This is a genomic window from Buttiauxella noackiae, from assembly GCF_000737905.1.
Lineage (GTDB): Bacteria > Pseudomonadota > Gammaproteobacteria > Enterobacterales > Enterobacteriaceae > Buttiauxella > Buttiauxella noackiae.
Genome location: NZ_JPRU01000005.1, coordinates 205,465 through 211,464, shown reverse-complemented (window position 1 = coordinate 211,464; position 6,000 = coordinate 205,465). Strand labels below are relative to the sequence as shown.

The following is a 6,000-nucleotide window of genomic DNA, read 5'->3' as shown; positions in this document are numbered from 1 at the left end:
TCGCCTAGGTGAGCCATTACCTCACCTACTAGCTAATCCCATCTGGGCACATCTGATGGCAAGAGGCCCGAAGGTCCCCCTCTTTTGTCCGAAGACGTTATGCGGTATTAGCTACCGTTTCCAGTAGTTATCCCCCTCCATCAGGCAGTTTCCCAGACATTACTCACCCGTCCGCCGCTCGTCACCCAGGAGCAAGCTCCCTGTGCTACCGCTCGACTTGCATGTGTTAGGCCTGCCGCCAGCGTTCAATCTGAGCCATGATCAAACTCTTCAATTAAAAGCTTGATTTGCTTCAACTCGTGAAGCGGTGCTCAAAAATTAACTTTCGTAATAATTCAACTAAATGAATTACTGCTTGGTCACTCTTCAAGACTTGATATTTTTTGTGATACCCGAAGGTATCTGAGATATCAATCCTGCGAGTGCCCACACAGATTGTCTGATAAATTGTTAAAGAGCAGTGAGTTAGGCGCTTTCGCTTGCTAACTCGAGGTGGCGTATATTACGCTTTCCTCTTTCAGAGTCAACCCTTAATTTCAGGATATTTGACTCTCATCGCCGCCGTTACTCTGTGATGTTGTTCACATGTTCCGTGTCGATGGAGGCGCATTATAGGGAGTTATCCTGAGGCTGCAACCCTAAATATGCACTAATTTGACTGACTGCTGCATTCCACAGCAAAACCCCACCTTATACGCAGTTGTGCACAAAGTTATCCACAATCGTGTCGATATTTCCACTCAAGACCCCGAAAGGAATCTCTTCTTCTATATAAAGGATAGAAAATGACGATTCGGCCTAACTCATACGGCACTACATATATACTGCTTCACATTCAGGGTCACTGCTCCACACCGTGTAGGGTTGAAATCTGTGTTTGTGTTGCGCTTAAATCTTTGCGTTCCTTGAACTCAAACTGCAAAGCATTGCCATCAGAAGAGAACAGGTATTTTGCCAGCAACCCTCGCGGCGAAAAGCCAGGCTGAATCTCAAACAGATCCATATCTCCGAAGTCCAGGAAGCTATCTTTGGCGCGTGAGACGGCAACGTTCAGCATACTGCTGTCGCTGTCGATAAACCCGCCATCTTCATGTTTGGAATAAACAGGGGAAAAGATAACGATCGCCCTTTCCGCGCCCTGCAGAGAGTGCACTGTGCCGACCGTTAGCGAAGGTTCCCCGCTTTGGCTGTAACTTGCCGTGATAGCAGAGCGCATTACAATAGCCGATGATGTTATCAAGGCAGCGACGGTGCTCATAAAGGTACATCCCACGGGCAAGGTCCGGATCGTACTGATAGCGCGAGCTAAACTGAGCCATTTTCATAACGCTGCCCGATGCAGCGCTTTTACCTGACTCACACATTAGCGCATAGGCATCCGTCAGCTCTTCCTGAGTACCACCGGGGAGAATGTTTTCCTCCACCATATTGCCTATATCAATGGCGGGTAAACTGTTCCAGATAGGTGCAATCTACTCCGTGTCGCCAATCACTAGCGCTTTCTTCGCTAGTACAAAAGAAGCTTCGGCCACTTCGGGGAGCACCTGCCCTGCTTCATCGACAATCAGCAAATCAGTGAAGTTATATAAATAGCCATCATCAAATTTCTTAGCCCCGCCAATATGTTACCTGATGACCATATGGTGAGGCAGCATGTAACGGGTCATCACCACGCATGGAGTAAGCTTCATTCTACGTTGCCAGCGAGCCTTAATTGTTTTCGCCCCTTTAAGACCTTTTTCTTTCTATATATTGTCAATCGCTGCCATATCCATTAACCAGCCGCCTTCCCAGTAATGAGTCGCCAACAGGAATGCGGGGAAGCGGATCTGCATATCGGCAAGCTCGTCGGCTCCCTTCAGTCTCAGTTCCTGTTCACTCGCATGACCCGGCGAATGGGTCAAGTCGTGCCAACAAAGGGCAGCCTCTCTTTCCCGTTGGGAAACGTCTTGCGCAATCAGGCCGTCGATAAATGCATCGATGCCTTCCGGTGCAGTCCCCTGGAACGGAATCATTCTTGTGCCAAACGTTTCGTCCAGGAAATTGTTAATCTGATAGTGCCGTTTAGTGCGAATGGCGGGGATCCAGGAGAAGAACGCATATACCAACGGCTCACCCGCACGGTATTGCTGCCAATGCTTTTTACCTGGGTTAAAAATACGATTTCATTCGCGCAGCCGAGCAGTGACGTATTTTTATCCTGAATATATTGGTCGAGATCTTCGCTAATGGCATTCCGCTCCTGGCGGATGCGGTTAAGGCTGTCCCATGCGGGTTCTATTAGCTTCAGCTGCGCTGACTGCCTGGTTAAATACTCATGCAGAAGATCCACGACACGTTCGGGGGAGCTGCAATCTGCCAATGGAAACCCCGCCCTTGCTTTCTCTATACAGAAGAGCAGCGCCTCCTCAACATATTCAAGAGACTCAACACGATTGAAAAAGTCATCCGTCTGATATTTTTTTGCGGCATCAGCCTTAAGGCCCGAAGACGGAAAGTAAGCGCCGTAGCTTTTCAGCTCAGGCAGCCAACGCCCGGCCATTACTCCAGTGCCGGTGGAAAAATCTTTACCGAACGCTTCAATGATATTGTTCACGGCCTGATTGTTGGTTGAGGTAGCAATCACTACCGGTAGTTGTGTTTTATCGAGGGTGGATCTCGCCCATTCGGTCGCAATGATAGAAAGAACCAGTGTGTTTTTTCCGGTTGTCGCACTGGCGGACAAGGAGCTGAGTCAGTCACTCAGTGCCCTTGATGGCATCGTGCGTGCAGTAAAATTAAAACGTATGGCGCTGTCGGCTGAACAAGCCCGTACGACGCACAATGGCCGTTTCAGCGAGTATGAAGTCGATATTGATAAAAGTGTTTATGCGGAGATCCGGGCGTACCTGGAGCCACGTGTGACGAAGTATGCCTTTGATATGGCCAGTGAACCGGAGCTGTCAGTTATCGGTCTTTCGCCAGCGCTGAGTAAATATATGGATGAGACACTGGCCTCACCAGCGAAACGCCACGTTGCTTTTAACGAAATTAAGCGCAAGGAGAGCCTGCTTAAAGAAAAAGGAGGTCTGTGATGATGCGCTGCCCGCTGTGCAGCACCGCCGGGCATACGCGGGAAACCGCATACCTGGAGGACGGCAGCAAGGAGATGATAGTGCAGTGTCAGAACGTCTACTGTTCAGCCACTTTTGTAACGAATGAGAGCTTGTTTATGGCCGTTAATTCGATACAAAAGCCCAGAATAACTGGTCAATCGTGTTCATCGCCGGACGAGAGTGATACCGCAATTAACGTTGGGGGAGAGTGAAAATGGCTAAATCCACTGTGGGCTTCAAATGCCCACGCTGTCAGAGGATTTGCTACAGCAGAACCTCAAGACCTGCATCCAGTGAAACCATTGAACGCTATTACATTTGCAGGGATTCAGAATACGGATTTGTGTTTAAAACCTTCCATGTGTTTACCCAGTTTATTTGCAGACCTGTTCCACCCGACAGCATTTTGAAGGCACACGAGCAGCCCATCACACGCCCTGTGCCGGAAAAAACGGTAAGCCACACCATGCGCCTTGAATAATAAAAATCGCCGTGTTTAGCGTTGTTGTACTGACTCTAAATGCGGCGTTTTATCGCATTAAAATCCCGCATTCACATCACCATTTACTGTCATAAACCACCGCCAAAAACACACCATTTTCTGATTATTTGTCTGCATTTCTGTGCATGAATTTGCATGCAAAATCCCGTATTTTTTACACTTGGCAGCCCCAGAGCTGGCGCGGCTTCGGGATGGTCAGGCAACTGCATTAAAACCCACCCATGAAGCGGGCAGGCGTGTCGGGGATAGCATTGCGCGCAGAACAAAACATCATGGTTTTGCTAGTTGGCTATATCGAACAATATCACTGTCAGTAATGTCCGATGCAGAAACTAACAAGTAGTGCTTTTCATCAACAACTCTTACTTCATCATCCTGTACAACCAACTCGAACATTGCAATTTTATTATTTGCCATAAATTGAGCAGATACAGCCTTGCAAATTAAATTAGGGAATTTTTCCGCGCAGCATAAAATATCTTGTTTGGTTTGAACGACAGCATGTTTATCATTCCCACCTTTTGCTTGTACTGGAATAACAAACTGCCGCCCAAACTTATCAACTGCAACGTATATTTCATCTATTTCTATTTGCCCTACACCTTTAACTGTAGTCCTAAGGTGGTTTTGAAGAGATGAAGCCGTGATACCAAGAAAAGTATCAATAAGTCTGTTGTAACGGACTTTAGCTAATAGCGCTTGCTCATCACTTAAAGCATAGCGCTCAATTATCTCAGGTGTTGCATCAGGTATTTTTATAGTTACAAAATCCTCTCTTGGAACGATCCTGTTCATTTTTACTTGATGGAATTTATATCCAGCTCTTTTAACCCCACTAATAATCCACTCGTAACCTAAGTCGGCAGTGCTTGCTATTTTTTCAGGTAGTTCAATTCTATATCTTACTGCATAAATAACATCACCGACATTTTTTGGGATATCAACCCCCAATTCAGAAGCCATTAGACCGATTTCAGTCCTTTCAAACTCAAATTCTCGAATCCCTTCTTTGTAATGAGAGAAAAATATTTTCTCAATGATTGCGAGGTAATTATTACTCTTACTCATTGATAACTTCCTTTTTTTCTTTTCGCGTTCTTTGGGCTATGGTATCGACTGGAACTTCAAAGAGTTTTGCAGCTGATTTCATATCAAGGGTTAAAAGCCATTCATCGCCTAGATCTAATTTCTTCTTAGGTTTTGAAGGACTGACTTCCAATTTTTTGATAATTTCCGAGGCAACAGCCCTAGCTAAAAATGGAGGAACGCTGTTCCCTAACTGCCTGAACCCATGCCACTTTGTGCTATGAAATCTGAACCAGTCAGGATAAGAGTGCAAACGAGCGGCTTCACGAACAGTAATAACTCGCGGAAGTGCCGGATGAATAGGTCTAGGTGAAGTGAATGCTCCTCGAGCGCTGTCTGTACCTGCCCGTAATGTATTACACAAACCGTTGAAATCAAGTTTTCTAAATCTACTTACTGGTTCAGTCTCGCCATTTGGAGTAGCTACGAATCGTTGCTGAGATAATTTTGTATGTTCTGTTCTTAGGCTTGAACTTAATAAGTTGACGTTAAACTTCCGTTCATATCCATAATCATCTTTATCTTTTTCTAAACCACGAAGCACTCGGGCATAATTTGATATTGTAGTCCAATGAGTCTCGACTGAATCCAATTTTTTAAGTTGAAAGAACTTATCAGCATCTGGAAGATCTGATATAGCATCACCAACAGTCACTGAATATTCAAGCTCTGTCGGATATTGAGGTAATTCTTGTCCTTTCTTTGCTGCAATTAAGAAAAGCCTCTCCCTACTCTGCGGCACGCCGAATTTTGAAGCGTTCAAAACCTTATAAGGAGTAAGAACTTCATATCCTGCATCATTAAGCGACTCTATTATCTCACTCAAGAATTTTGCATGTTTTCCAATTGTTAAACCTTTCACGTTCTCAAAGACGCAAAACTTTGGTGACAATTCCTTTACTAGGCGAACATAATGTGAAACCAATTGGTTTCTAGGGTCATCTAACGCCCTCTTACCTATTAAAGAAAAACCTTGGCAAGGAGCCCCACCAAATACAACATCAATATCTTTATTTTCTAAACCTGCAAGCTTTCTTATTTCATCGCCAGAAATTTTCTCCACACTTGCACAAATAGTTGTGCACAGAGGGAAATTATATTTATGTGTAGCGCAATGAATCGGATCTATTTCGACAGATGCAGCGATATCAAAACCTGCCTTTTCAAAGCCTAAGGACATTCCACCTGCACCGGAAAAAAGATCGATACCTAATGGCCTACTCATAAAAAACCTCAATATATTCAATAAATAACAAAATTTCTTTTTACTCTACCTAACTACTTTATCATGATTACATATGTACATAAATACAGTCC

8 protein-coding genes and 1 rRNA gene are annotated in these 6,000 nt (G+C 44.9%); 3 read left to right on the top strand and 6 right to left on the bottom strand.

What is annotated here, in order from left to right:
• The 4 genes from IX31_RS19970 to IX31_RS23715 form a co-directional block, all read right to left on the bottom strand.
• A 16S ribosomal RNA gene (locus IX31_RS19970) occupies positions 1 to 277 on the bottom strand; the annotation flags it as partial.
• Positions 278 to 841: 564 nt separating this feature from the next.
• The gene (locus IX31_RS23725) at positions 842 to 1,258 is read right to left on the bottom strand and encodes an AAA domain-containing protein (protein ID WP_051880786.1); all 417 of its coding nucleotides are present in this window, start codon (positions 1,256 to 1,258) and stop codon (positions 842 to 844) included.
• 487 nt (positions 1,259 to 1,745) lie between these two features.
• Positions 1,746 to 2,015: a hypothetical protein gene (locus IX31_RS23720; RefSeq protein WP_034461351.1), complete on the bottom strand. Its 270-nt coding sequence runs from the start codon at positions 2,013 to 2,015 to the stop codon at positions 1,746 to 1,748.
• Positions 2,012 to 2,596 carry a hypothetical protein gene (locus IX31_RS23715; protein ID WP_277813405.1) on the bottom strand — a complete coding sequence of 195 codons (585 nt, stop codon included), beginning with the start codon at positions 2,594 to 2,596 and terminating at the stop codon, positions 2,012 to 2,014. The genes IX31_RS23720 and IX31_RS23715 overlap by 4 nt, the downstream gene beginning before the upstream one ends.
• 97 nt (positions 2,597 to 2,693) lie before the next feature.
• On the opposite strand from IX31_RS23715, the gene IX31_RS19950 reads away from it, so the two are divergent.
• Genes IX31_RS19950 through IX31_RS23835 form a run of 3 tightly spaced genes read left to right on the top strand, consistent with a single transcriptional unit; the run spans position 2,694 to position 3,576 of the window.
• On the top strand, positions 2,694 to 3,074 hold the full coding sequence (locus tag IX31_RS19950; protein WP_157837389.1) for a hypothetical protein: 381 nt from the start codon (positions 2,694 to 2,696) through the stop codon (positions 3,072 to 3,074).
• Positions 3,074 to 3,307: an ogr/Delta-like zinc finger family protein gene (locus IX31_RS23035; protein WP_034461349.1), complete on the top strand. Its 234-nt coding sequence runs from the start codon at positions 3,074 to 3,076 to the stop codon at positions 3,305 to 3,307. Before IX31_RS19950 ends, IX31_RS23035 begins: the two co-directional genes overlap by 1 nt.
• 2 nt (positions 3,308 to 3,309) lie before the next feature.
• Complete coding sequence (locus tag IX31_RS23835; RefSeq protein ID WP_081908689.1) at positions 3,310 to 3,576, top strand: ogr/Delta-like zinc finger family protein; 267 nt, start codon at positions 3,310 to 3,312, stop codon at positions 3,574 to 3,576.
• 291 nt (positions 3,577 to 3,867) lie between these two features.
• On the opposite strand, the gene IX31_RS19940 is transcribed toward IX31_RS23835, so the two are convergent.
• A complete protein-coding gene (locus tag IX31_RS19940) occupies positions 3,868 to 4,665 on the bottom strand; it encodes a hypothetical protein (RefSeq protein WP_034461348.1) in 798 nt (265 codons plus the stop codon).
• Positions 4,658 to 5,908 (bottom strand): DNA cytosine methyltransferase, encoded by a 1,251-nt coding sequence (locus tag IX31_RS19935; RefSeq protein WP_034461346.1) that lies wholly within the window; start codon positions 5,906 to 5,908, stop codon positions 4,658 to 4,660. Before IX31_RS19935 ends, IX31_RS19940 begins: the two co-directional genes overlap by 8 nt.
• Positions 5,909 to 6,000: the final 92 nt, after the last annotated feature.

Excerpts from the sequence above, each read along its gene's own strand:
- IX31_RS23725 (WP_051880786.1), bottom strand. The coding sequence starts at position 1,258 with ATGAGCACCGTCGCTGCCTTGATAACATCATCGGCTATTGTAATGCGC.
- IX31_RS23720 (WP_034461351.1), bottom strand. The coding sequence starts at position 2,015 with ATGATTCCGTTCCAGGGGACTGCACCGGAAGGCATCGATGCATTTATC.
- IX31_RS23035 (WP_034461349.1), top strand. The coding sequence starts at position 3,074 with ATGATGCGCTGCCCGCTGTGCAGCACCGCCGGGCATACGCGGGAAACC.
- IX31_RS23835 (WP_081908689.1), top strand. The coding sequence starts at position 3,310 with ATGGCTAAATCCACTGTGGGCTTCAAATGCCCACGCTGTCAGAGGATT.
- IX31_RS19940 (WP_034461348.1), bottom strand. The coding sequence starts at position 4,665 with ATGAGTAAGAGTAATAATTACCTCGCAATCATTGAGAAAATATTTTTC.
- IX31_RS19935 (WP_034461346.1), bottom strand. The coding sequence starts at position 5,908 with ATGAGTAGGCCATTAGGTATCGATCTTTTTTCCGGTGCAGGTGGAATG.